Source organism: Deinococcus peraridilitoris DSM 19664, from assembly GCF_000317835.1.
GTDB lineage: Bacteria > Deinococcota > Deinococci > Deinococcales > Deinococcaceae > Deinococcus_A > Deinococcus_A peraridilitoris.
This window is the reverse complement of sequence record NC_019793.1, coordinates 535,355-560,307: the sequence shown is the minus strand read 5'-3', so window position 1 is coordinate 560,307 and position 24,953 is coordinate 535,355. Positions and strand designations below refer to the sequence as shown.

Genomic DNA, 24,953 nt, shown 5'->3' with positions numbered 1-24,953 from the left:
AGTTTCCTTCCTTCTCTTTCATCGAGAGGGGACTTTGTTCCAGTATTCGGCGGCGGGGGGCAACTTGAGCGTGAGCAGGTATGCCTCGAGATCGTCGAGATCCTGTTCGCTGAGCAGCGATTTGCCGGTCTGCACGTTGCGGTAAGCCGGCATCAGGCTGCCGGGCTTGAGGCCTGGTGAATTGAGAATCCACTCCTTGAGGCGCTCCCGGGCCGCCTCGCCCTCCCACATGCCCGCGCCCAGCGTGTTGCGCGAAGCGAAGTAGCTCAGGTCCGGCCCCGCGAGGCCCGCCGCGCCCTGCAAGCCCTGCACGCGGTGGCAGCCGGCGCAGGAGGGCGAGCCGTTCTTGCCTTGCAGAAAAATCTGTTGACCGCGCGCTTCGCTGCTGCCCGGCGCGGGTACGGGCGCCCGGTACGCGCGCGCTGCCGTCACGAACGCATTCCAGTCATTTTCCGCGAGCACCACGACCTTGTAGCGCATGTTGGCGTGCGACGGCCCGCACAGCTGGGTGCAGTTACCCTGGTAGATGCCCGGACGCTCAATATCGAGGGTGTACTCTTTTTGGACTCCGGGAATTGCCGCCCGCTGTCCACCGATATTCGGTGCCCAGAACTGGTGCATCACGTCTCGTGAAGTGATGTTGGTTCGGATGGCGCGGCCCTGCGGCATCACCATCTCATTCCCGTTGGCGATATTGCCCAGTTGCGGATAGGTGAAGTTCCACCAGAACTGTGCAGCCAGCACGTCCACCTGGACTGGCTCCCCACGCAGGCTTTTGGCGTAGATATCCGGATTGTTGATGCGCACCATCGTGCGCACCGTCAGGATGGCCAGTACCGTAACGATCAGAAAGGGCACGGCGATCAAGGCAATTTCCAGCACGTTGTTGCCGTGGAACTGCGCCGGTTCGCGCACCTCCCCTTTGCGCTCGCGGAACTTGATGACGCTGTAAAAGAGTGCCCAGGACGTCGCGACAGCGATCAGAATCGACATGATGATCGCTGGGATGCTCATCTCCCAGACTTCGCGGTTGTAGCGCGAAGCGAGATCACCCAGGAAGAGAAAATTCCGCGTTTCCTTGTCTTGCGCGAAGGCGACGCCAGCACCGCAGGCAAACAAGGCTGCCGCCCGCATCGCGTGCAGGTTTCCCTGGCGCCAAAGGTGCGCGGGAAGGTGAGAAAACGTATTCAACATAACTCCTTTCTATTGCAACCCAGTGTATGAGGTTTCGCCCAGGGGCGGGAGTCCCGGCCTGCGCGGGCTCGAAGCGCGCTGGCCGCCCATAGACGCCTACAGTCCGGTCTGCCGAACCGCCAGGGAGCGCTTATGACAGCACCGCCCGATCCAGTGCCGCCGCGAGAAACACGATGGCAAGGTACAGCATCGAGTACTTGTAAAGCCCCACGGCAACAGGCCGCGTCACTTTGGGCGCCTTGTAGAGCTTCCACGCACCTTGCAGCAGCAGCACCCCCGAAACCAGCGCGACCAGCAGATAAAGCCACGAGACCTCACGAAGCAGCACTGGCTGCAGCGACAGCACGACGGTGAGGATTGCGTACAGGCCGATCTGAATGACCGTCAGTTTTTCGCCGTGCACGACCGGCAGCATGGGAATGCCCACCTGGGCGTACTCGTCCTTGATCATCAGTGCCAGCGCCCAGAAGTGCACCGGCGTCCAGAAGAAGACGATGGCAAAGAGGTACCACGCGAACAGGTTGAGGTCGCCCGTGACCGCCGCCCAGCCGACCAGTGGAGGGAAGCAGCCGGCTGCTCCGCCGATGACGATGTTGTGCCAGGTCATGCGTTTGAGCCACAGGGTATACACCACCACATAAGTGAGCAGTCCGGCCAGCGACAGCCAGGCCGTGAGTGGATTGGCAACAGTCCACAGCAGGGTGAACGACCCGACGGCCAGGGCCAGCCCGAACACCAGCGCGCTCTGCAAACTGATCTTGCCGCTGGTGGTGGGCCGTGTGGCGGTGCGGGCCATCTTGAGGTCGATGTCGCGGTCAATGATCATGTTGAACACGCCTGCCGCGCCAGCGGAAGCGTACCCGCCGACGGCCACGGCCAGCAGCAGGATCGGGTCGGGCCAGCCACGCGCGGCCATGACCATGGCCGTGAGGGTGGTGAACAGCAGCAGGCTGATCACCTTGGGTTTGGTCAGCGAGAGGTAATCGCGCCAGGTGGCACGTTCAGGGGTGGCGAGGGTCGTCACGCGTGCACCTCCGGGAAGCGTCGATGCGCTTTTGGGGCGGTAAGCAGGAAGAAACAGAGCAGTACGGTCACCAGCCACATCATGCACGCCAACAGCAGGTGGGTCAGCTGCATCCAGCCGGGCGCCTTGAGCGCCACGTTGAGAAAACCTGCCAGCATCTGCAGCGCGATGGTTCCGGTGAGCACCGAGCCCCACAGGCGCGCGCCCGCCGAGGGCCGCGCGATCTGGCCGAATCTGGAAAACACGAGCAGATAAGCGCTCACGGCAATGGCCATCACCGGGTGAACTACCCGCAAGCGCTCCAGAATGGTCGCAGCCGCCCCGAAGTCACGGCGCAGCGTATCGACCACCACCGTGCCTTCGGGCCGGAAAAGCAGATCGCCCAGCGCGGTCACGGCTCCGGCCATGCCGAGCAGGATCATGCTGACCAGCGCGAAAGCCACGCCCCATCCAAGCCAGCCCTGACCGCGCAGACGCGGGCGCGGTGCGCCGGAGGCCCACAGGGCCGTGAGCAGCAGCGCGCCTGTCAGCGCGAAAGTATTGGCAAAGTGAACGCCCTGCACGAAGCCGCGCGCCGGGTCTCTCGAATCTGCCGTGAGTCCCAACAGGACCTGCACGCCTCCCACGAATCCTTCCAAGATGATCAGCGTGAGTGACGCTGCGGCACCCAGCCGGACGGGATCGCCTTTGGGGCGGCGAAAAGCCCACACGACCAGCACGATGGCCAGCAATCCCGACAGGCTGCTGCTGACCCGGTGACTGACCTCGATGAGGGTATGCACGCTGGGAGACTGCGGCACGACCTCACCGTTGCACAGTGGCCAATGGCTGCCGCAGCCCGCTCCCGAACCGGAAATCCGGACGTAGGCGCCCCACAGAATGACCACGATGTTGTACGCGAGCACGCTCCAGGCAAAGGCAGAGAGGCTCAGGGCGCGGCGTGGCGCGGCCAGCTGCGCCTTCATTTTCTGCTCCCGAGACATGCCCCGGCCAAGTGTTCCGTGCCGGTTGTCGCGTCCGGCCCGCCGTTCAAAGCAAGATTTACCCGCACACCATACCTACCCTTCATGCGTCACCAGCGGCGCGCAGGAAACATGCTGTTTGATCTTCTCACTGCTCCTTTGGCCAAGCTGCGTGGTCCAGTGCGTCCAGGCGCCCTGCGTGCAGTTTAGCGGTATTCTAGGACCCGCCGTTCGCGCCCTTCAGTACAATTGTCCCCGCACCAGCACGCAAAAAAGTCCTCTAATGTAAACGAATGATGACCCCGACCTTCACCATGAAAGCCGATTTCTCCCGGCGCTTTGCTCGGAGCGGGCACTCCTGATGGGTCCGCTGCTCAGCCAGCTTTCCGTGATCACGATCATCCTGAGTGGGATGGCGCTCGTCGTCGGTGTTCTGCTGATCAAACGGGACCTGCGGGTGTGGCACATGCGTGCTATGTTGCTCGCCTCGGGCCTGGCGACGCTGTTTCTGGTGCTTTACCTGTGGCGTATCGGCATCGGGTACGGCAAGACCTACGTCGGTCCGGACGAGTGGCGCGGCGCGTACTTCACGCTGCTGATCTCGCACACCATTCTGGCTGCGTTCAACCTGCCCCTGGCAGTGCTGGCGGTCCTGAACGCCTGGAAGGGCCTGCGCGCCGCCGGAGACCTGCAGCAGATCGACAGCCCCCAGGCCCGTCCCTACTTTCAGCAGCACCGGGCCTGGGTGCGCTGGACCGTTCCGGTGTGGCTGTACGTGGCGGCCACGGGATGGATCATCTACCTCGTGCTCGAGCACCACGGCGCCGTCAAGGGAGCCTGATCCGGCTGCTGACCGGCTTGTGGTGCAGGGACTGTTCTTCGCGCCGGCGCAGAGTAGGCTGAACGCATGAAGAAGACCGTGCCCGACCTCGTCCGCTCGGAAGACAAACTGGTCATGGTGACGGCCTATGACTATCCCGGCGCCCTGAGCGCCGAGCGTGCCGGCGTTGACATGATCCTCGTCGGTGACAGTCTGGGCAACGTTGTGCTGGGTCTGGAAAGTACCGCTCAGGTCACCCTGGACGACATGATTCACCATGCCCGTGCCGTGCGCCGAGGCGCCCCGGCAACGTTTCTGGTCGTCGACATGCCTTTTGGCAGCTTTCAGACCGGCGTAACCGACGCGGCGCGCAGCGCCGTGCGGCTGGTCAAGGAAACCGGTGCCGACGCGGTAAAGCTCGAAGGCGGTGAAGAGGTGCTCGAGATCACGGCGCACCTCACCCGCTTCGGTATTCCGGTGATGGGTCATGTCGGTCTGCGGCCTCAGACGGCCAGCGCCCAGGGCGGGCTCAAGGTGCAGGGAAAAACGGTCGAGGGCGCCCGGATGGTGCTGGAGGGCGCGCGAGCCGCCGAGCGTGCCGGCGCTTTTGCGGTGGTACTGGAAGCCATTCCGAACAGGCTCGCTGCCCTGGTCACCGAGCGGCTGAGGGTACCCACCATCGGCATCGGGGCAGGGCCGCACTGCCGGGGGCAGGTGCTGGTGTACCACGACCTGCTAGGCCTGTACGAAGGCGACGAGAAGAAGCTGGCCAAGCGCTACGCAGAGTTGGGACGCGATGGCCGTGAGGCCATCACCGCCTTCGCGCAGGAGGTCCGGGCCGGCGTGTTTCCCACACCCGAGCACGGGTTTCTGATCAACAGCGACGTGTTGCGCAGGCTGCAAGAAAGCTTGGAGCAGGCCGGGACAGCGCAGCGGGTGGCCGAACTCGACGATCTTGGCGATGCCGAGCGGCTCGAAAAGCTGTACTGACGTCGCAACAGTACCTTTGGACAGCAGCGGCCCGGGTGGTGTGCTGTCGGCTGCCGAGAGGAGGAGTGCGGGGAGTATGCTAACCCTCTAGAGATGATCGAGCTTTCGACGACATGGCAACAAACAACGCAGGTGCTCGAACACGAGGACTTTGACGCGGCCTATTGGGTATTGGAGGGCGCGTTCAGTGCCGCTGGCCGTGCCCAGCGGGCCCGACTTTCACTGCTGGTCGCCAGCTTGCACAGTCTGTACGGTGACGCAGGCATCGAGGATACCCGGAGCGCTCTGCGCGAAAGCGTCACGCTCGATCCCGCCCTCAGCGCCGAGGCGCTGTATCAGGCCTTGAGTGCCGAACTGACTGCCCGAGAAAACCCCGGCGAAGGCGCGCGCCTGGCCCAGGAAGTGCTGCAGGCACAGACCACGTTGCCACTGGCTGAGGCAGCCGCCCTGGCGCGCTACCACGCGATGGTGGCCCTGGCGCTGGCTGAGCAGCCGCAGAGCGCGCTGGACAGCGCTCCGCCCTCCTCGGCGCTGCCGGTGCACCTGCGCTGGCGTCTGCGTTCCTGGCAGGCCGACAGCGAGGAGCAGTTGGGCCATCACGAAGACGCTGCGCTCCTCTACGCCGAGGCTGCCCATCTCGCACTGGGTCTCAACCGCGCCATCATGCTGCAGGAACGCGCGGCGGTGCTGTTACAGCTCGACCGTTTCGACGAGGCGCTCGAAAGCCTGGAGCGCGCTCACGTCGAGTACCGGGGAGGTGAGGAAGAGATGCTGCACCGGGCCAGCTGGCACTACCTGCGTGCCCAGGCGCTGCTGGGGTTGGGGCGCCTGCCAGAGGCGCTGCAGGCGATTCAGGAAGCCGGGCGTCTCGAACAGGAACACGGCGATCTGAGTTACGGGGTGGAGCTCGTGTGGGGACAGGTCATGACGGCGCTCGGTGACGGTGAGCAGGCCACGCAGCACTTTCACAAGGCCCTGGCACTGTCGCAGGGGGGTGACCGTGCCTACGCGCTGCATGAGTTGGGCGTGGCGTATCTGGACTGTGACATGCCGCTGGAAGCGCGTGAACGCTTGCAAGAAGTGCTTGCCCAGCAGGACTATCCCTTTGTGCCCGAGGTGTACGCCGATCTCGCCGAAGCGGAATACCGTCTTGGCCGTTTGCAGGAGGCGGAACAGAGCGCCCAGCAGGCGCTGTCACAGGGAGCGACCGTGCCAGCCAGCCTGGTTCTGGGCAGTGTTGCCCTCGACTATTACCACCTCGACGAGGCGCTCGAGCATTACGAACGGGTAGTGGGGGAGGCCGCGCCCGGTTCGCGCGACTGGGTGACCGGGCATCAGATGGCAGCAGATATCCTGGCCCAGCAGGGCTTTCGCGATCCGGGGGCCATTTACGCCCACGCCAGCCAGGCACTGGAGCATACAGACCGCAGTGACGAGTGGTATGCCACGCTGAGCGAACTGATATCGCGCGCAGAAAACGAAATGCGCGGCGGCAACCAGCGGACCCTGAACTGAGGCCGGTCTGCGGTCACCAGAGCCGCCCTGAGCCTGGACACCGGCCTTGTGCCCAGGCTTCTCACACAGCAGTGGCGATTCGTTTAACGAGCCGTGTGGGCTGTAATTTGGAGCACGCAACCCCACCTTGAGTCTGGTACACTCAAGTATCGCGTCGGCGCGGACAGGATCAGGCGCAGCTTACCGGTCTTTCACGCTGCCCGAAGCGGGGCACGGTGAGACGTATCGTTTCGGGCGCAGCCAGTGCTCAGGCAGACACGCTTTACTTCGAACATGGCACCCATTCTTTCTGGAGGACAATATCTTGAGGCGCTTCAATCCCTGGCTCATTCTGCTGCTCGTGCTCGGTCTGTATCTGGTCTTCGCCAATAACCCGGTCAACACGCAGCGGGAAGTCAGCTATACCACCTTCAAACAATTGGTCGAGCGAGGCCAGGTCGAACGGGTCACCTTGACCGAATCGAACGCGACCGTGCAGCTCAAGGCGCCCACAGAGGTGCTGACCACGACCGGCAAGACCGAGAACGTCGAGCGCTTCCAGACCACACTGATCACCAATGCCGCTACGCCCGACGCCAACCTGATCGGCCAGCTGCAACAGCAGGGTGTACAGGTCGAGCAGCGGCGCCAGAGTCTGTGGCCGGCACTGCTGATCAATTTTCTGCCCATTTTGCTGATGATCGGCCTGTTCTACTTCATCTTTATGCGGGCGCAGGGCGGACAGAGCAGCGTTATGCAGTTTGGTCAGTCGCGGGCCAAGAAGTATGGCAAGGAAAACCGCGTCAGTACGACTTTCGGTGACGTTGCCGGACAGGAAGAAGCCAAACGCGAACTCGTCGAGGTCGTCGACTTTCTGAAAAATCCGCAGAAGTACGTCAATATCGGCGCGGAAATTCCCAAAGGTGTATTGCTGGTGGGTCCTCCGGGCACGGGCAAGACCCTGTTGGCGCGCGCCGTATCAGGCGAAGCCGATGTCCCCTTCTTCACTGTTTCGGCTTCCGAATTCATGGAGATGTTCGTGGGGGTCGGTGCGAGCCGTGTGCGCACGCTGTTTGAGGACGCGCGCAAGAATGCGCCCGCCATTATCTTCATCGACGAGATCGATTCGATCGGTCGCAAGCGCGGTGCTGGTATCGGTGGTGGGCACGACGAGCGCGAACAGACCCTCAACCAGATCCTCAGCGAGATGGACGGCTTCGACAAGCAGACCAGCGTAATCGTGATGGCCGCCACCAACCGACCGGACGTACTCGACCCGGCGCTGCTGCGCCCCGGTCGTTTCGACCGTCAGGTCACCATCGATCTGCCGAATCTCAAGGAGCGTGAGGCGATCCTCAAGGTTCACATGCGCAACAAACCGCTGACGAGTGGTGTCGATGTGGATGAAATTGCCAAGAGCACCCCCTACTTTTCGGGCGCCGACCTGAAGAACCTCGTCAACGAGGCGGCCCTGGAAGCAGCACGCATCAACAAAGTGCAGATCGACATGAGTGACTTCTACCGGGCGCTCGACAAGATCACGCTGGGCCTCGAAAATGCCAGCCTGACCATCACGCCGGCTGAGCGGCGCGCCATTGCGTACCACGAAGCAGGCCACGCCGTCACGGCGGCTGTCACCCCAGGGGCCGACAAATTGCAGAAGGTCAGCATCATTCCGCGTGGACGCGCGTTGGGAGCCGCATTTTACCTGCCCGAGGAGCAGGTGCTGATGAGCAAGGAACGCCTGGAAAACCAGCTGGTGGTGTCACTGGGCGGACGTGCCGCCGAAGAGGTGTTCATCGGCACGGTAACCACGGGGGCCGCCGACGACTTCAAGAAGTCGACCAACATGGCCCGCCGGATGGTTCTCGAATGGGGCATGGGCGATACCTTTCAGCACCAGGCGCTGACCACCGAAAGCGGTCCGGTGTTCCTGGGCGAGGATATGGCCCGGCGCAAGGAATTCAGTGAGCACACGGCCCGACTGGTAGACGAAGACGTGAAGCGGATTCTGGACCGTTCTTACACGCGCGCCAAGCAGCTCGTCAGCGAGTACGCCGGCGCCATGCACGAAGTGGCCGAGGCCCTGCTCACCAGCGAGCTGATCACCGGAGATGTCGTGCGAAGCGCGGTCGAGAAACTTCGCGGCCACGAACAGCCACTGTCACACAATCCTGCCGACTGATTTCGGGAAATGAAAAGGCCCTGCTTGGCAGGGCCCTATTTTTGTGGTGAACGATCGTTGCCTGCCCCCTCGCACAACTGGCCTCGCTTCACCCGGGCGTCGCTGGCTCCTGGCAGGACTGGGACTGGATGGAAAATTAAACTATGCTAAAAGTCACCAACAGGCGGCAAGCGGCTACCGTGGAACTTGCGACGCGAATTTGGCGCGATACACTGGAGCAATTGCCTGAGCCCTGTCAAGGAAGCTTGCGGAATCCGAGGAGGAAGTTTTGAACGCCAAAGTGATCGTCGTGACCTCTGGTAAGGGAGGCGTGGGAAAGACCACCACCACTGCCAACATTGGCGCCGGACTGGCCAAGCTCGGCGAAAAAGTCGCCGTGATCGACGTCGATGTCGGTTTGCGCAACCTGGACGTCGTGATGGGACTGGAAAGCCGGGTGGTGTTTGACCTGATCGACGTGATCGAGGGCAAGTGCCGTCTTCGGCAGGCCCTCATTCGTGACAAGCGTGTCGAATCGCTCTACCTGCTTCCGGCCAGCCAGACGCGGGACAAAGACGCGCTGGACGCCGACAAGATGCAGACTGCCGTGCGGGCGCTGCTGGAGGAAGAGGGATTCGACCGCATTCTGATCGATTCGCCGGCCGGGATCGAGAGTGGTTTCAGGACAGCAGCCGCACCTGCCGAGGGCGCGCTGGTGGTCGTCAACCCGGAAGTCTCGAGCGTTCGAGACGCCGACCGGATCATCGGCCTGCTTGAAGCCCAGCAGGTGCGCGAGATCCGCCTGGTGATCAACCGTTTGCGCCCCAAAATGGTCGCCAGTGGCAACATGCTCAGTGAAGCCGATGTGCTCGATATTCTGGGTGTCAAACCCATCGGAATCGTTCCCGAAGACGAAGGCATCCTGGTATCGACCAACATCGGCGAACCGGCGGTGCTGGGGAGTAGCCGCGCCGGGCAGGCCTTTTTGAATACCGCCCGGCGCATTCACGGTGAGGACGTTCCGTTCATGAAACTCGAAGAGGACCGAGGCTTTATGGCCGCGCTGCGCCGCCTGTTCGGAGGAGCCGCGTCGTGACGCCGCGATCCTCGTTTGGCTCATTTCTCAGGGCTGGCCCTGGCGACGTTTATCCTTGCGTCCGGGTATCCCGGTCTGGAGGCCTGTGATGTTTTGGGGCAACCGCAGCAAACGATCGAAAGAAGCGCTCAAAGACCGTCTGGAGCTGGTACTGGCCTACGACCGCGCGCAGATTCCGCCCGGCAAGGTGGACGCCCTGCGGCGCGACCTGATGGAAGTGGTCGAACGCTACTTCCCGACGCAGGGTCGCTTCGGCCCGAACGTCGAGGTCGAGCAGCGCGGCGACACGGTGGTGCTGGTCGCCAACATTCCACTGAACGGCAACTGAATTTCCGCGCTGCAGGAAGTGCCTCAGCGAGGCACTTCCTGCTTGTCATGAGCATTTTTCGACACGCCGCTGATTTCGCAGTAGCCACTCAACATGCTTGGGGCGTCAGCCGCTAGTATCATGCACGTGGCGAAGTACGATCTCGGCCTGCCGGTGCTGGTGCTGTTGCTGCTCGGAGCGGGTCTGGTGACCGTGAGCAGCGTGGCGATGTCTCCCAATCTGGTTGACCAGGGAATTTTTCAGAAGCAGCTCCTGGGTGTGGCCCTGGCGGTCGTGCCGCTTGCACTGCTGCTGTGGGCGGGCCGGGACCGGATTTATGGCGCGGCGCCGTATCTGTATGTACTCGCGGTGGTGCTGTTGCTGGCCACCTTTGTGATCGGCAAGGAAGTGAACGGGCAGCGGAACTGGCTGGTGCTGGGCCCGTTGCAGTTTCAACCGCTCGAACTTGCCAAGCTGTCGCTGATCGTGCTGCTGCCGCTGGTGATGCGTGGCGGCTATCAGGGCGTGCGGTCGTATTTCTGGCCGCTGCTGCTCTTTCTGCCGGTGCTGGGGCTGGTGGTCAAAGAGGACTTCGGCGGTGGCATGGTGCTGGCGGGCATGCTGGCGTGCATGCTGATCGTGTGGCGTATTCCGTTGTGGCACGTGCTGTTGGTCGTGCTGGTCATCGGTGTGGCGTTCCCTACCGTCGTCTACCCCCGACTCAAACCGTACCAGCAGAGCCGCCTGACCATTTTCGTCAATCCCTACGAAGACCCCAAGGGCGCGGGCTACCACCAGATCCAGTCCACCATCGCCATTGGCTCGGGCGGGATGCAGGGCAAGGGGTACGGGAACGGTACCCAGACCCACAACGGTTTTGTGTACAGCCAGCACAGCGATTTCGTGTTCGCTTCCTGGGCCGAGGAGCAGGGCTTCGTGGGTGCCGTGGCGCTGCTGGGCATTTTTGGAGCACTGTTCTGGCGGCTGGCGGGGATGTCCAGCGACCTGACACGACCACAAGATCAGCTGCTTTTTGCCGGCATTCTGGGACAGCTGGGTGTGCAGACCGTGGAGAACATCGGCGCTTCGCTTTCCATGTTGCCGCTCACCGGCATCACCCTGCCGCTGGTCAGCTATGGCCTCAGTTCGCTGGTTTCAGTGCTCGTGACGTTGGGCCTGGCGTACGTGATCTACCGCGACCGCCTGGAACAGATCTGACGGGGCGCTTCGGAAGCTTGGTGAGTTGGATGCACTCGGTGAGGGTGTGAACGCTGCGTCATCCCCCCTTCCGTGGAAAGGCTTTCACAGGCGGTGCGCTATGCTGGGCCGGAACTTACAAGGTGCCGAAACCTGATTCGTATTGCAATTCCACAGTTTTCCGGAGACTCCATGACCACCACATCAAGCGCGATCGCACAAGCCCTTCAGCACGACCCGACCACCTTCTTGCAGACGTGGCTTGCTCACCAGCTCGCCGCTGCCAACATGCGCCGCGACCTGATCGGTGAGGCCGAGCTTCGGCGTGAGTCGCAGGAATTCATCAGCGTGTTTTCGCAGGCGGTGGCGGGTGGAAACCTCGCCAACATCGACAGCGCGGCCTGGCAGGACGTCAAGTCGTTTCTGGAGCGACTCTCGAATAAACGGGTGATGCAGGGTTTTTCCTCGTCCGAAGTGGCAATGTTCGTCATGTCCTTCAAGCAGCCCCTGTTCGAGGGACTCCGGACCGTGCTGACCGGTCAGCCCGAGCAGCTGGCCAACGAACTCTGGACGTCCACGGTGCTCATCGATCAGCTGGGTCTCTTTACCGTCGAGGTTTTTCAGCGTGGCCGCGAGGAGATCATCGAACGCCAGCGTCAGGAAGTACTCGAACTCTCGACCCCAGTGATCAAGGTCTGGGAAGGGGTAGTGGCGGTTCCCTTGATCGGTACGCTCGACAGCGAACGCACGCAGGTGGTGATGGAATCGTTGCTGCAGCGCATCGTCGAGACCGGTTCGACGTTGGCGATCATCGACATCACCGGGGTGCCCACCGTCGACACGCTGGTGGCGCAGCACCTGCTGCGCACCGTGGCTGCCGCGAAGCTGATGGGCGCGGAGTGCATCATCAGCGGCATTCGTCCGCAGATCGCTCAGACCATCGTGCACCTGGGCATCGATCTGAGCGGCGTGATCACCAAGTCGAGCCTTGCCGACGCCATTCAGGTCGCGCTTGCCCGCAAAGGGTACAGCGTGACGCGCAGTGCCCGGTCATGACCGAGCGCATTCCAGTTCTCAAGTTGGGCGATTGCCTGCTGGTCAGCATTCAGACGGACATTTACGACCGCCTGGCGCTGATCTTGCAAGACGACCTGACCTCCAGGATCGTCGAAACCAGCGCGCGTGGCGTGCTGATCGACATCTCAGGACTGGAAATCGTCGACTCGTTCATCGGCCGCGTGCTGGGCAACGTCGCCTCGATGGCGCGCATTCTGGACGCGCAAACGGTCATCGTGGGAATGCAGCCGGCCGTTGCCATTACGCTGGTCGAGCTGGGGGTCACCTGGCAGCACGTCGAGACTGCGCTGAACGTCGAAAAGGGCATGGAGCTTCTGGGCCTGCGGTTTCAAGGGCGAAGTGAGGACCTGAATGTCGACGTCGACCGCGCGGAATGACCGCATGGCCGTGCGAAGCGAGGATGACGTTGTGCGTGTCCGGCAGGCCGTACGTCAGCTGGCCGTCGAGCTGGGTTTTGGACTGGTCGATCAGACGAAGCTGGTCACGGCCGCGTCCGAACTGGCCCGCAATACCCTGGTTCACGGTGGGGGAGGCCACGTGCAGCTCGAACCTCACCACGCGCCTCGGCGCGGTCTGCGGCTTACCTTCGAAGACCAGGGCCCAGGTATTCCCGATATCGCCCTGGCGCTCACCGACGGTTACACTACCGGCGGTGGGCTGGGGCTCGGGCTCAGTGGAGCGCAGCGCCTGATGAGTGAGTTTTCCATTGATACCCTGCCCGGCCAGTACACACGGGTGACCATCGTGAAGTGGAAGTAGCCCATGATAAAGATTCCCGCACCACCGAAACGGCGGAATTGACGTGTCGGTGTCCATTGCCGTTGCTATCCGTGAAGCCAGCGCCGTCAGCGAAGCCCGGCGGCTGGCCGTTGAGCGTGCGAGTACGCTGGGTTTCAGCGAGTCCCGACTGTCAGACGTGGCCATCGTTACAACCGAGCTGGCGACCAACCTGATCAAACACACGCCGCACGGCGGTGAACTGCTGATTCAGTCGACTGACGCCGCGGTGCTGGAGCTGCTCTCCCTGGACCGTGGCCCAGGCATTGCCCGTGTCGGTGAAGTCATGCGAGACGGTTACTCCACGGCCGGTACGCCAGGCACCGGTCTGGGTGCGGTCAGCCGCCTGTCGAATACGCACGATGTTTACACCCTGGCCGGGATGGGGACGGTGGTGTTCGCGCAGCTCTTCGCAAAACACGGCGCGCTGCCGGCGAACGCCCGAATCGATGCGGGCACCGTCCGCCTGCCGCACCCGAAAGAGCGTGTGAGCGGGGACGGCTGGTCATTGACCGCTTCAGGAGCCCAGGTGCGGCTGACGGTGGTGGACGGGCTGGGACACGGCCTGCTGGCCAACGAAGCGGCGCGCGCGGCAGACAGGGTATTTTTTGACCATCCGAATCTGGGCCCCCACGCCATGCTGGAGCGTATCCACGAAGCCCTGCGGGCGACCCGGGGCGCGGTGGGCGCTATGGCCGAACTCGACATCGAGACCGGTACCCTGCGTTTTGCAGGAGTCGGGAACATTTCCGGCGTGGTGCTGTCCTTGCAGGGCCGACGGGGGCTGATGTCGCACAACGGTACTTTGGGGCAGGAAGCGCGTAAATTTCAGGAATATGTTCTTCCCTGGGCAGCTGGTGACGTGTTGGTGATGCACACTGACGGCCTCGCCAGCACCTGGAACCTCGCGAAGTATCCTGGCCTGTTGCGCCGTCGGGCGGCGGTCATCGCGGGCGTGCTGTACCGGGACTTCAACCGCGAGCGTGACGACGTGACGGTGGTCGTTGTGAAAGAGCGCGAAGCGTGAATCCCGAAGTGTTGCTGCGTGTCCCCGTTCGCGCCGAACAGGATGTCGTCACGGTGCGCGCGAATACCAAGCACCTCGCGGACCGGCTGGGTGTGTCCTCGCAGGGACAGACACGTTTGGCCACTGCCGTGTCCGAACTTGTTCGTAACGCCTACACCTACGCTGGAGGCGGGCAGGTGGAGTACGTGCTCGATGCCCAAGCCCAGATGCTGTACGTGAGGGTCACTGACCAGGGGCCGGGCATTCCTCGGTTGCAAGACGTTCTGGAAGGTCGCTTCGATTCTCCTACCGGGAGGGGGTTGGGGCTGCGCAGTACGCGCCGTCTGGTGGACGCTTTCGAGATTTCCAGCAGCCCGGGTAAGGGGACCACCGTGCAAGTCGGCAAAGCGCTGCCGAGCACGCCCGCGTTGCGTGAACTTGGCACGAAACGGCTCGCTGCCGAACTCAGTAAGCTGCGGCCCGCCAGTGCTGTCGAGGAGCTGCAGGCCCAGAACCAGGAGCTGCTCCGCGCATTGGAGGACCTCGCGCAACGTGAAGAGCAGCTGCGCGTCCTCAACAGGGAACTCGAAGATACAAACCGTGGCGTGGTCGCCTTGTACAGTGAGCTGGAAGACAAGGCCGAGCGCCTGCGTGAAGCCAACCACGTCAAGTCGATGTTCTTTTCCTACATGAGCCATGAATTCCGTACCCCGCTCAACTCGATTCTGGGGCTTTCGCGCATTTTGCTGGAGCGCCAGGACGGCGAGCTGTCGCCGGAACAGGACAAGCAGCTGGAGCTGATTCGCCGTTCCACCGGAGAATTGCTGCAGATGGTGAATGACCTGCTCGACGTGGCCAAAGTCGAGGCCGGCAAAACGGAAGTGTATCCGGCGAACTTCGAACTCGCTCAACTGTTCTCCACCCTCCGGGCGCTGTTCCAGCCACTGCTGGTCAATCCGGACGTGCGGCTGGTCTTCGAAGACGTCGGTGAACTGCCGGCTTTGTTCAGCGATCAAGGGAAACTGTCCCAGATTCTGCGGAACTTCATCTCCAACGCGCTGAAGTTCACCGAACAAGGCGAGATTCGTGTCTCCGCGACGCGCTGCGGCGCTCAGGCCGTACGCATCGAGGTGACTGATACGGGTGCCGGCATCGCTCCCGACGACCTGATGCGGCTGTTTCGTGATTTTTCGCAGGTTGGTCCGCAGCACGGAGCGCGCTCGGGCGGCACAGGCCTGGGGCTCTCGCTGGCCAGCAAGCTTGCGGGGTTGCTGCAGGGGCAGGTTGGCGTGAGCAGCGCGCCCGGACAGGGCTCACGCTTTTGGGTTGAGCTGCCGTTGGTGTTGCCGGAGCGCGAGTTAGAAGGAAGCAGAGAGAAAAGCGAGCGGAACGAGGGTGAATGTGATGCCTGAAGTTTCTGCACCGTCCGCATCCGTGGTGCGCACCCTTTATCGCCTTCTGGTGGTGGATGACAACGATGCGGGGCGCTACCTGACCAGCCGGACGCTGATTCGGGCCGGCTTCGAAGTGCTGGAGGCCGCGAGCGGTGCGGCAGCGCTGGAACGGGCACTGGATGAACCCGACCTGATTGTGTTGGACGTGAATCTCCCCGACATGGACGGATTTGAGGTCTGTCGTCAGCTCAAGGCCGATGAGCAGTTCACTCACTTGCCGATCCTGATGGTGTCGGCCTCGCATTTAAGCGCCCAGAACATGGCGTTCGGCCTCGATGTGGGAGCGGACGCGTACCTGGCGCACCCGATTGAACCGACGGTGCTGGTGGCCACCGTGCGCGCGCTGTTGCGTGTCCGGGAAGCTGAAGCGGAAGTCCGGCGACTCAACGCCGTTCTGGAGCGCCAGATCGAGGAGCGGACGCTCAGGCTGCAGGAGCTGGCACTCGACTTGCAAGGCATGACCTACTCGATTTCCAGGGATCTGCGACAGCCCATTGGGCACATTCGTGGTTTTACGCACCTGCTCGAAAAGCGTCTCGACGGCGCGCTGGACGAAAAAGCCCTGCAGTACCTGAATATCATCCGCCAATCGAGCGAGCGGATGAACAGCCTCATCGACGAACTGGTGGCCTTTTCCAGCCTGGGAGAACGTGAACTGCGCTTCACTGCCGTGCCCCTCTCGCAGCTGGTGGTGCAGGTGCGCAGTGATCTGGAGCCTCTCTCGGCGGGGCGCCGTGTGCGCTGGCAGATCGCGGAGCTGCCCACGGTTCAGGGTGACCTGATGCTCTTGCGGCAACTGCTGGGCAACCTGCTCTCGAACGCCCTCAAATTCTCACAGGGGCGCGACACCACGGAAATCCGGGTCTGGCACGTGGAAGACGAGCATCGCCATACAATTGGCGTTTCGGACAACGGAATCGGCTTTAACGTCCAGTACGCCGAGCGGCTCTTTCAGATGTTCGGCCGGTTGCCCGGCAGCGAGTCCTTCGAAGGAGCCGGGGTCGGTCTGGCCAGCGCCCGGCGGATTGTGACCCTGCACCGGGGGGTCATCCGTGCCGAAAGCGTGCCCGGTCAGGGTGCGACCTTTTCGTTCACCCTCCCCAAAGAGCCGCCGCACTAAAGCGATTGTCAAAGACATGGATAGGTTTTTGGTCAATGTCTTTGACCGAGCGGAGAGCGCGCAGTGCCCGAAACCGCTTTTGGGCACGCTGTCAGCGCGGGGAGCAAGTGACCTTGACCAGGAGCGTTTGGAAGCGGGCAGGCGTCCTTAAGGGCGTCCGTTCTGCCCAAGACGCGGGCAGGCGTCCATAAGGGCGTCTTGCGCAGGACAGCCCTCAAAGCGGTTTGAGGGCTTGCGCGCGTCCGTTCTGCCCAAGCGGCCAGGCTTGCTCATGCGAGTCCGTTCTGGCCAAGAAGACGCGGGCCGGCGTCCTGTAGGGCGTCCATTCTGCCCAAGACAATGGAATTGATGGCGTGTCTTCCTCCAAGGGTGGAATGGACAAACGCTCTAAAGGCACTTTTGCAACGGGACGAGGCGTGGCACCATTCCGATGACGTGAACCACGCTGGACGCGTCGGGTCAAATGTGACTTTCACGCACCTTGTGCACCGTATCCGCCCGTACGATGGCGCGCATGGAGTACCGTAATCTCGGCAAAAGCGGCCTGAAAGTCTCGGAAATCGCCCTGGGTGGCTGGGTCACCTTCGGGCACAGCGTCAACGACCAGCAGATGGTGCGTGACATCGTCCTGAAGGCCCATGAATCGGGCATCAACTTCTTCGATCAGGCCGACGTGTACGCACGCGGCAAGAGCGAGGAGATGATGGGCGCGGTGCTGCGCGAACTGCCTCGCTCGGAACTGGTGATTTCCAGCAAGGTCTTCTGGCCTATGAGCGACGACGTGAACGACCGTGGACTGTCACGCAAGCACGTGCTGGAAAGCATCGACAAGTCCCTGCAGCGGCTTGGCACTGATTATCTCGACATCTACTTCGCGCACCGCTACGACCCGAGCGTGCCGATGGAAGAAATTGTCATGGCCTTTGACCATGTGGTCCGCACGGGGCGCGCGATGTACTGGGGTACGAGCATGTGGCCCGCCGCGCGCATCGCTGAGGCAGTGGAGTTCGCGCGCAGCCACGGGCTCTACGGCCCGGTGACCGAGCAGCCCGAGTACAGCATGCTGCGCCGTGAGCGGGTCGAGGGTGAAATCCTGCCTTACACCGAGAGCGCCGGGGTGGGACTGGTGGTCTGGAGTCCACTTGCCATGGGCATGCTGACCGGCAAGTACGACGAGGGTATGCCCGAGGGCAGCCGCCTGACCGACAACGAAAATTGGGGCAAGAACTTCGTGACCGAGGAAAACCGCGCCCGCGTGAAAGCGCTCAAACCCATCGCCGACGAACTGGGCATTACCCGCTCGCAGCTGGCGCTGGCCTGGGCGCTGCGACAGAGTGGTGTGTCGAGCGTCATCATGGGTGCCACCAAGGTGCAGCAGGTCGAGGACAACGTCGCCGCGAGCGGCGTGAAGCTCGACGCCGAAGTCGTGTCGCGCATCGACGAGATCCTCAAGTAAGACCGGCAAAGCGACCGCACAGGGGGGAAGTGCGAACTTCCCCCCTGTGCGGTCGCCCGGAAGATGGCGAAATAGACAGCATGCGAAAGGAACAACAGGCGTGACGCTCGCCATCGAAACGAGGCAGCTGCGAAAAGAATACAAACAGCGCGCAGTCGTCCGGTCGCTCGATCTGGAAGTCAGCCAGGGCGAAGTGTTCGGCTTCCTGGGACCCAACGGGGCCGGTAAGAGCACCACTGTCAAGATGCTGCTCGGGCTGGTCAAGCCATCTTCCGGAACGGTGCGCGTGCTGGGAGGTTCGGTTGAGAGCCCGCAGGTGCGGCGTCAGCTGGGCTTCCTGCCCGAGCAGTTCCGGTTTCATACCTGGATGACCGGCAATGAGTTCCTGGCCTTTCACGGCCGGTTGGCGGGCCTTTCCCGTCGGGCGGTGCGCGAGCGTGCCCCGGAAGCCCTCAAGCTGGTCGGTCTGGAAGGCCGCGGACGTGACGAGCTGCGCGGGTATTCCAAGGGAATGCTGCAACGCATCGGCATCGCGCAGGCCCTCATTCACGGACCCAAACTGATTTTTCTGGACGAACCGACCAGTGCCCTCGATCCCCTGGGGCGCGTCGAGGTGCGCAATATCATCCACTCGCTCAAGGATTCCGGGGTGACCGTGTTCCTCAATTCGCACCTGCTGAGCGAAGTCGAGCAGACCTGTGACCGGGTGGCCTTTGTGAACCAGGGGCAGATGTTGCAGGCAGGCACCTTGCGTGAACTGCTCGGACCGGCGCTCACCCTCGACGTGCAGGCCGATCGTCTGACTCCCGAGGTGATGGCAAAACTGCGCAAACTCGGCGCGGTTGCCGCACTGGGCGAAGGACGCGCGCGCCTCGAACTGGCCGACGAACACCACGCACCGCGCGTGGCGGAGCTGGTGGTAGGCAGTGGCGCCCGGCTTTACGCGCTTACCCCGCACAAACCGGACCTGGAGGATCTTTTCGTCCGGTTGATCGAGAAAGGCGGCGACCGGTGAAAGGGCTGCTGCTGGTGGCCGAACTCACCCTGCGCGAGGCGGTGCGCCGCCGTCTGGTCATCACGCTGCTGGGGCTGACCCTCCTGTTTCTGGGATTCTATCTGTACGGCGTGAACCTGCTGGAGCGCAACCTGGCCGAACGTGCGAGCGAACTGGGCTTTGACCGGCCGCTGCGCTCCGCGAGTTTCTCTTATGCGGCCACCACCCTGTTCGGACTGTACCTCGTCAATTTTCTGGGTGGTCTGATGGCAGTGCTGTCCAGCGTCGGCGCCGTCAGCGGTGAGGTCGAGAGCGGCACCATCCAGAGCGTGGCGTACAAGCCTGTTTCACGCACCCAGATTGTGGCGGGCAAGTGGCTGGGATTCGCGGTCATCAACGTGCTGTATGTCTCGCTGCTGTCGGTCGGTCTGATCGTCGGCGTGCGTCTGTTGACCGGCTTCATGCCGCCCGACCCGGTGCCGGCCGTGCTGCTGATGAACCTGACGGTGTTGCTGCTGCTCACCCTGACCATTCTGGGAGGGACCATCTTCACGACGCTCGCCAACGGAATCGGCGTATTCCTGCTGTACGGGGTCGGCTTTGCAGGCGGAATTCTGAACAGCATCGGCGAATTCACCGATACCCCCATGCTGGCCCGGCTGGGCACCTGGAGCAGCTACGCCATGCCGGCCGATTCGCTCTGGAAAGGCGCGTCGTATTACCTGCAACCCAGTGAGTACCTGAATTTTCAGCGCTACGTCCGGGGTGGAGGCAATCCGTTCATTGGGACAGAGCCGCCCACCACTGCCCTGCTGATCTGGGCGGGCGCTTACGTCCTGATTGCCTTGATTCTGGCCCTGCTGCTGTTCCGGCGCCGGGATCTGTGATGTTCCCTTTCGGAATTCGAGCAGGTGCTGCGTGAGTCCGTAGGTACCATCGGACGGACGCTCTTGGTAGATGCAACAAGGCCCCCAGATCTGGGGGCCTTGTTGCGTCTTGTTGCGTGTGTGAGGTCTGCTTACTGAGGCAGGGTGAAGCCCGGTGGCAGCAGAACCGTATCGATGAGGTGAATGACACCGTTGTCGGCCTGCACGTCCGTGGCCACCACGGAAGCGTTGCCCACCTTGACCGTGCTTCCGCTGACGTTGACACTCAAGGGAGCGCCTTGCAGGGTTACGGCGCCCTGCAGGGTGGAAGCCTGTGCTGCGGTGGTTCGCATGGGCACCACATGGTACATCAGTACCTGGAAGAGGGCGTCCGGATTGGCCAGCAGCGCGTCACGCTGTGCTTGCGGAATTTTTGCGAAGGCCTCGTTGGTGGGCGCGAAGAAGGTATACTCGCCAGCCGTGTCGAAGGCTTTCTCAAGCGCGCCGGCTTTCAGGGCTGCGGCCAGCGTGCTGAGGCGCGGGTCCTTCTGAATCACCTTGGTGATGCTGTTGGGGAGAGCGGTGTTGGGATCGACGTCCCCGGCGCCACCCTGCGTTTGCGTGGTCGTGCCGGTTGTCGTGGTTCCTGTGGCGGCCGTGCCCGTACCCGTGGTCGAGGCAGTTCCGGTTGTGCTCGTCGTACCGGTCGTGGTCGTACCAGTGGTGCTGGTGGTTCCCGTCGCGGCTGTGCCGGTTCCCGTCGTGGCCGTGTCGGTTGTCGTGCTCCCGGCGGTACCGCTCGCGCTGCCACTCAGCGGTGTAGCGGGAATCTGCGCGGCCGTGATACCCGTGCTCACCGAACTGCCACCCGCGGCAGTGCCCGTCTGCGTGCCCGTGGCCTGGGTGCCGGTGGCCTGGGTGGTCGTCTGATTCGCCTGCGTCGTGTTCCCCATCGCCATGGTGCCTGTGGGCATCAGCACGGTGTCGATCACGTGAATCACCCCGTTGCAGGCGGTGATGTCGGCGCGGGTGACGTTGGCCCCGGCCACCATCACCATGCCGCTGCTCGTCGAGATGCTCAGGCGCTCGCCCGACAGCGCGTTGGCCCCGCTCAGCTGTGCAGCCTGGCGACCCGTCACGCGTCCTTGGACGACGTGGTGTTGCAGCACCCGGGTCAGGGCCGCCCGGTCGTTCATCAGCATTTGCAGCTGATCCTGCGGCACTTTGGCAAATGCGGCGTTGGTGGGAGCGAAAACCGTGAACGGCCCGCCACCCCGGAAGGTGTCGAGCAGCTCTGCCTGATTGAGGGCACCCAACAGGGTGCTGAATTGAGGATCGAGGGCCACGAGTTCGGTGATCGAGCTGCACGCTGCCTGGGTCGTGCCGCCGCCCGAGACGGCGCCACCGCCTCCCGCCAGCGCGACAGCGCCGAGCGCGAGAGACGAAGTCAGTGCCAGAAGCACGGTCTTCTTCATATTCACAACTCCTTTCCTTACGCGCCGAATCTTAACTCATGAGAGGAGTTTTACCCAGTAAGGGATTCTCAAGATCGGCCACGGCGGCCTTGAGAAAAACTTAATATGCGGATACGCGCCGATTTCAAGCGGCTTCCATTGTCGGCCGGTCAGGTCCAGCGAGCGGGTCAAAGGAAGAGATTTTGGGCTGTATTCAGCGCCCGAAGTACTCCGGCAGATCGTCGCGGGAGATCAGAATGTCACGCGGCTTGCTTCCCTGGTGCTTGGAGACGATGCCCATCGCTTCGAGCATGTCCATCAGCTTGCCGGCGCGGGCGTGCCCGACCGACAGGCGGCGCTGCAGGCGAGACACGCTGCCCTGGCCCTCTTCGATGCAGATTTCGGCGGCCTGTCGCAGGTATGGATCGGCAAAGTCCATGTCCTTGCTGCCTGGCCCACCTCCCTTCACGTCCGGTCCGCTGATCAGACCATCGAAATCCGCGCCGTACGTCTCACCGAACCAGTCTTCGAAGACCTGGCGGCGCAGGTACTCGGTGATGCGCGACGTTTCGCTTTCCGAGATGTAAGGTCCTTGCAGCCGCTGTGGCTTGACCAGCCCAGGCTGGTAAAAAAGCATGTCTCCCATTCCGGTCAGGCGCTCTGCTCCCATGGCGTCCAGAATGGTTCGCGAGTCGTGGCTGGAACTGACCGCAAAGGCAATGCGCGCGGGCACGTTCACCTTGATCAGGCTGGTCAGAATGTCCACAGACGGCCGCTGGGTGGCCAGCACCAGGTGCATGCCGGTCGCTCGCGCCATCTGGGCAAGGCGCATGATGGCGCTCTCGACTTCCTTGGGCGCGGTGATCATCAGATCGGCCAGCTCGTCGATGATGATCACCAGATGCGGCAGCTCGGCTTCGTGAATCTGGCGCATCTTGGCGTTGAACTGCTCCAGGTTTTTGGCGCCCGCCTGACTCATCATCTTGTAGCGGCGCTCCATGTGCGCGACCGCGCCGAGCAGCACACCGGCGGCGTCAGCTGGGTTGGTGACCACACCCCGCACGAGGTGTGGAATACCGTCGTAGGGCGTGAGTTCCACCATTTTGGGATCGATCATCAAAAAGCGCAGCTCGGTGGGCAGGTAGCGGTACAGCAGGCTGACGACCAAAGTATTGACACACACCGACTTGCCTGAGCCGGTCGAACCGGCGATCAACAGGTGCGGCATTTTGGCGAGGTCACCGACCAGCATTTCGCCGTCGATGCTCTTGCCCAGAATGATGGGCAGTTTGGCGCGGGTGGCCTTGAAGGAAGGGTTGGCCGCTGCCGCGTGAAAAGTGACCGGCTCGCGCTCGGCGTTGGGCACTTCCAGGCCGATGACGCTCTTGCCGGGCACAGGAGCCTCCACGCGCACTCCGCCTACGGCCAACGCCCGCGCCAGGTCGTTGGACAGACTGGCAATCCGGCTGATCTTCTCGCCGGGCGCAGGTTCGATTTCGTAGCGGGTCACGGTGGGGCCACGGGCATAGTCGACCACTTTGGCCTGCAAGCCGAAATGCGCGAGGGTCTGGTTGATGAGCTCTGCCCGGTTGCGTGCCATGGCATCCAGCGCGCTGGTGTTCAGGGCCGCCGCCGGAATGGGGTCGAGCAGGTCGAAGCCGGGACGCGCGATATCAATCGCGCCCTGCGACGCCGGGAGACGCGTTTCGCTGACGCTCAGCACGGACGACGCAAAGAGCGGGCCGGCGCGCAGAGGGTCACGGGCTTTTCCTGCCGGTGCCCTTTCCTTCGTGTCGGGTAACTCATCGCCGATCTCCCAAGGCAGGGGACCGTCGTTCGGAGCCTTGGTATGGACCACGGCGCTCGAAGCAGAGCCCAAGCCGGACGCGCCGACGGGTGACCCGACTTCTTCACCGGCGGCATCACCGATTGGGAGCCCATCGTCAAGGGCGACAGGCTCGTAATTACCGAATTCCAGGTCGATGACCGGGTGAACGGAAACCGGCGCCGGCGCATAGACCGTCGTGTGAACAGGGGAGAAGACGCCTTCGGCGATGGCCGTGCCCTGGGGCTCGGCGCCGGGTTGACCCAAGGCGGACTCGCCCGTGATGGCGCTGCGCGCGGCCAATTCCAGCTTCGTGGCCCAGCTGGCCTGTTCCCCCAATGTGCCGTCCGGGTCTGTCGACAGCCCGGAAGCGAGCGCCGAGGCCAGTTCGGCCGGCGCGTGATCGAAGCGCTCGGCCAGTTCCGGCCAGCCGGAGTACAGTGCGGCACGTTCCTGCCACTCGTCTGCCCGTGCCACAAATTCCTCCCACTCCTTCACTCGCGCACGGTGCCGTGGCAATTCGCGCGCCAGCAGTTCGGCGTCACTGTTCTCCAGTGCCTTCTCGGCCCGCTTGCGCTCACGCTCCAGCGTCGCGGCGCTCGTCGCGAGGCGCATCAGGTCCATGTGCAGTGCCCGGCGTACCCGGTCGAGGGCCGCGCTGGCCAGGGTCGCGTGCAGTTCGCGCGCGAGTTCGTGGCGGTTCTTGCGTACGTCCTGAGCAATCTCTTCGAGGGTCAAGGCCAGCTCGGGCGCCTCTCCGGCAACGGCGAGTTGCAAGTCACGCGCCGCTGAGGCGGTGAAATTCCGTGCCAGCTCACGCCAGCCCGCGAGGTCCTTGGCCAGGTGGGTCAGGCCTTCCTCGTCGCGTTTGGGCAGGTCGCGCAGGGCCTGCTTGATCTCGGCTTTCCAGTGCCCCAACTCCTTGCTTTCAGGGTACAGCGTTTCGAGGGCGGCCAGATCGCGGACGTGTCCGTGCAGTTCGCTGCGCAGCTCGCCGCGGATCCGGCTGCGCTCCTGCCCGTCACGGCGCGCTTCGATGGCGTCGCGGGAAGCGCCGAACACCGCCAGCGCGCCGATGCTGACCAGCCGGACGAAGTTTTTGGCGAGCGAGAAGGCCGGCCAGGAAAAACACACTTCAAGACCCAGGCTGAGGGTGAGCAGGGGCAGCAACACCGAAAAATATCCGAGGCCCAGAAACAGCGGCGACATGAGGTTCGCGGCCAGGGCGCCCGCCTGGCCTGGCACGAACAGCTCGTGCAGGCACAGCAGCGACAGCACGACAACCACTCCTCCCAGAGCGCGCCGGGTCAGGTTGCGCAGATCGCGGCCCAGAAAGACCAGCACGCCGTAAGACAGCGGCAGCACCGGCAGCAGCAGGGCGCCCCATCCACCCCAGCCGAGCAGAGTCCGGTTGGCGAGCGCCATGAAGCCGTCCCCACTGACGCTCGGCGAACCGCCGACAGGCAGCATGACGGTAATGGCCAGAAAGAGGCCCAGGGCGAACAGTACCAAGCCGAGGGCTTCGCCGTCGAAGCGGCTGGTTGTGGAAAGAGGACGTTTGGCTCGCTGTTTGGCCCTGGCCATGTCGACAGTGTAGCCCAGGGAATTCCGCGTTGGGCGCGGGAGCGCGCCAGGCGCGTGTGGCGGACCGGGAACGCGAAATATCGCTCATGATC

At 63.1% G+C, this 24,953-nt stretch carries 21 protein-coding genes; 16 read left to right on the top strand and 5 right to left on the bottom strand.

What is annotated here, in order from left to right; translation table 11 throughout:
* Positions 1-18: 18 nt before the first annotated feature.
* The 3 genes from coxB to DEIPE_RS02665 all read right to left on the bottom strand — a co-directional run bounded on the left by coxB (position 19) and on the right by DEIPE_RS02665 (position 3,183).
* Entirely contained in the window at positions 19-1,194 is a 1,176-nt protein-coding gene (gene coxB, locus DEIPE_RS02675) for a cytochrome c oxidase subunit II (RefSeq protein ID WP_245557581.1), read from the bottom strand.
* A 130-nt stretch (positions 1,195-1,324) separates the two neighbouring features.
* Positions 1,325-2,218, bottom strand: a complete 894-nt coding sequence (locus DEIPE_RS02670) for a heme o synthase (protein ID WP_015234450.1) — start codon at positions 2,216-2,218, stop codon at positions 1,325-1,327.
* Positions 2,215-3,183 (bottom strand): COX15/CtaA family protein, encoded by a 969-nt coding sequence (locus DEIPE_RS02665; protein ID WP_015234449.1) that lies wholly within the window; start codon positions 3,181-3,183, stop codon positions 2,215-2,217. The genes DEIPE_RS02670 and DEIPE_RS02665 overlap by 4 nt, the downstream gene beginning before the upstream one ends.
* Positions 3,184-3,541: 358 nt before the next feature.
* On the opposite strand from DEIPE_RS02665, the gene DEIPE_RS02660 reads away from it, so the two are divergent.
* From DEIPE_RS02660 to DEIPE_RS02585, 16 genes are all read left to right on the top strand, one after another.
* Positions 3,542-4,021: a DUF420 domain-containing protein gene (locus tag DEIPE_RS02660; protein WP_015234448.1), complete on the top strand. Its 480-nt coding sequence runs from the start codon at positions 3,542-3,544 to the stop codon at positions 4,019-4,021.
* 66 nt (positions 4,022-4,087) lie between these two features.
* A complete protein-coding gene (panB, locus tag DEIPE_RS02655; protein ID WP_015234447.1) occupies positions 4,088-4,990 on the top strand; it encodes a 3-methyl-2-oxobutanoate hydroxymethyltransferase in 903 nt (300 codons plus the stop codon).
* A gap of 93 nt (positions 4,991-5,083) precedes the next feature.
* Complete coding sequence (locus DEIPE_RS02650; RefSeq protein WP_015234446.1) at positions 5,084-6,505, top strand: tetratricopeptide repeat protein; 1,422 nt, start codon at positions 5,084-5,086, stop codon at positions 6,503-6,505.
* A 304-nt stretch (positions 6,506-6,809) separates the two neighbouring features.
* Entirely contained in the window at positions 6,810-8,669 is a 1,860-nt protein-coding gene (gene ftsH / locus DEIPE_RS02645) for an ATP-dependent zinc metalloprotease FtsH (RefSeq protein ID WP_015234445.1), read from the top strand.
* Positions 8,670-8,937: 268 nt separating this feature from the next.
* Complete coding sequence (minD, locus tag DEIPE_RS02640) at positions 8,938-9,744, top strand: septum site-determining protein MinD (RefSeq protein ID WP_015234444.1); 807 nt, start codon at positions 8,938-8,940, stop codon at positions 9,742-9,744.
* Positions 9,745-9,832: 88 nt separating this feature from the next.
* Positions 9,833-10,072 (top strand): cell division topological specificity factor MinE, encoded by a 240-nt coding sequence (minE, locus tag DEIPE_RS02635; protein WP_015234443.1) that lies wholly within the window; start codon positions 9,833-9,835, stop codon positions 10,070-10,072.
* A gap of 120 nt (positions 10,073-10,192) precedes the next feature.
* On the top strand, positions 10,193-11,269 hold the full coding sequence (locus DEIPE_RS02630) for an FtsW/RodA/SpoVE family cell cycle protein (protein WP_015234442.1): 1,077 nt from the start codon (positions 10,193-10,195) through the stop codon (positions 11,267-11,269).
* Between the two features lie 171 nt (positions 11,270-11,440).
* Positions 11,441-12,304: an STAS domain-containing protein gene (locus DEIPE_RS02625; RefSeq protein WP_015234441.1), complete on the top strand. Its 864-nt coding sequence runs from the start codon at positions 11,441-11,443 to the stop codon at positions 12,302-12,304.
* On the top strand, positions 12,301-12,702 hold the full coding sequence (locus DEIPE_RS02620) for an STAS domain-containing protein (RefSeq protein WP_015234440.1): 402 nt from the start codon (positions 12,301-12,303) through the stop codon (positions 12,700-12,702). The genes DEIPE_RS02625 and DEIPE_RS02620 overlap by 4 nt, the downstream gene beginning before the upstream one ends.
* Entirely contained in the window at positions 12,677-13,084 is a 408-nt protein-coding gene (locus DEIPE_RS02615) for an anti-sigma regulatory factor (RefSeq protein WP_015234439.1), read from the top strand. Before DEIPE_RS02620 ends, DEIPE_RS02615 begins: the two co-directional genes overlap by 26 nt.
* A gap of 43 nt (positions 13,085-13,127) precedes the next feature.
* On the top strand, positions 13,128-14,129 hold the full coding sequence (locus DEIPE_RS02610; RefSeq protein ID WP_015234438.1) for an ATP-binding SpoIIE family protein phosphatase: 1,002 nt from the start codon (positions 13,128-13,130) through the stop codon (positions 14,127-14,129).
* Entirely contained in the window at positions 14,126-15,520 is a 1,395-nt protein-coding gene (locus DEIPE_RS02605; protein ID WP_015234437.1) for an ATP-binding protein, read from the top strand. The genes DEIPE_RS02610 and DEIPE_RS02605 overlap by 4 nt, the downstream gene beginning before the upstream one ends.
* Positions 15,513-16,682 (top strand): sensor histidine kinase, encoded by a 1,170-nt coding sequence (locus tag DEIPE_RS02600; protein ID WP_015234436.1) that lies wholly within the window; start codon positions 15,513-15,515, stop codon positions 16,680-16,682. The genes DEIPE_RS02605 and DEIPE_RS02600 overlap by 8 nt, the downstream gene beginning before the upstream one ends.
* Before the next feature lie 514 nt (positions 16,683-17,196).
* Entirely contained in the window at positions 17,197-18,138 is a 942-nt protein-coding gene (locus tag DEIPE_RS02595; RefSeq protein WP_041230654.1) for an aldo/keto reductase family protein, read from the top strand.
* 100 nt (positions 18,139-18,238) lie between these two features.
* Entirely contained in the window at positions 18,239-19,153 is a 915-nt protein-coding gene (locus DEIPE_RS02590; protein ID WP_015234434.1) for an ABC transporter ATP-binding protein, read from the top strand.
* Positions 19,150-20,019, top strand: coding sequence for an ABC transporter permease (locus DEIPE_RS02585; RefSeq protein WP_015234433.1), 870 nt, complete (start codon positions 19,150-19,152; stop codon positions 20,017-20,019). Before DEIPE_RS02590 ends, DEIPE_RS02585 begins: the two co-directional genes overlap by 4 nt.
* A gap of 131 nt (positions 20,020-20,150) precedes the next feature.
* Here the strand turns inward: DEIPE_RS02585 and DEIPE_RS22880 are convergent, their stop codons facing one another.
* A complete protein-coding gene (locus DEIPE_RS22880; RefSeq protein ID WP_015234432.1) occupies positions 20,151-21,473 on the bottom strand; it encodes a fasciclin domain-containing protein in 1,323 nt (440 codons plus the stop codon).
* Positions 21,474-21,666: 193 nt separating this feature from the next.
* Positions 21,667-24,861: a DNA translocase FtsK gene (locus DEIPE_RS02575; protein ID WP_015234431.1), complete on the bottom strand. Its 3,195-nt coding sequence runs from the start codon at positions 24,859-24,861 to the stop codon at positions 21,667-21,669.
* Positions 24,862-24,953 lie beyond the last annotated feature (92 nt).